This window comes from Stenotrophomonas sp. INTA L402-1 (genome assembly GCF_059295135.1).
In genome coordinates this window covers 1-850 of the sequence record NZ_JCAFWP010000104.1, presented here as the reverse complement: position 1 = coordinate 850, position 850 = coordinate 1, and the positions used below count along the sequence as shown (strand labels likewise).

Sequence of the window (850 nt, the reverse complement as noted above, 5' to 3'; positions counted from 1 at the left end):
TTTCTGTTCCCAACGGTAGTATTCCGGTGTACAGGTTGCCAGCTCGCGGCTCCAGTCATAACCAAAGCCCAGCATTTTGAGCTGGTTTTTCATGTACGCGATGTTGTCGTACGTCCACGGTGCCGGTGCGGTGTTGTGTTTCACCGCCGCGCCTTCCGCAGGCAGACCAAACGCGTCCCAGCCGATCGGCTGCAGGACGTTTTTGCCCAGCATACGCTGGTAGCGGGCGATCACGTCACCAATGGTGTAGTTACGTACGTGGCCCATGTGTAGTCGACCAGAAGGATAGGGAAGCATAGACAGGCAGTAATACTTCTCTTTGCTCTCGTCTTCGGTTACTTCAAATGTGCGCTTCTCATCCCAATGAAGCTGTACTTTGGATTCTATCTCTTCCGGGCGGTATTGCTCTTGCATGGCAGCCAGTGGTCCTGTTTTCAATACGGCTACAAATGTAGCGTTGAGGTGGTTTTTCAGATCCGCATAGCATAGCCCAAACGTCCGCGTCAAAACAGCCTTTCGCGCACTCGACGTTGAAATGATACCCGGATTATTCATACATTAATTTACAGAGTTTGTGGGCGTATTAGCAAAGCAAGGAACAAAGAACGTCTATTATTATAGTCAGTTAACGACCCGGGAGATGAAACGATGCACAAGGTTGCTCAATATTACTGTGAACTGGTCGCGTCACTGAGCGAACGTCTGCGCAATGGCGAACGTGATATCGACGCACTGGTGGAACAGGCGCGCGAGCGCGTAATAAAAACAGGGGAGTTAACGCGAACCGAGGTCGATGAGCTGACGCGAGCTGTCAGACGTGACCTGGAAGAGTTCGCCATGAGCTATGAAG

2 protein-coding genes are annotated in these 850 nt (G+C 51.3%); one reads left to right on the top strand and one right to left on the bottom strand.

Annotated features, from left to right (window positions below; genetic code table 11):
* A partial coding sequence (locus AC5O77_RS21715) for a class I tRNA ligase family protein (protein WP_494507166.1) occupies window positions 1-414 on the bottom strand: 414 nt, incomplete at its 3' end.
* Window positions 415-648: 234 nt separating this feature from the next.
* Between AC5O77_RS21715 and AC5O77_RS21710 the strand changes: the two genes are divergently transcribed.
* Window positions 649-850: zinc ribbon-containing protein (locus AC5O77_RS21710; RefSeq protein WP_494507165.1), on the top strand; the 202-nt coding region annotated here is incomplete at its 3' end.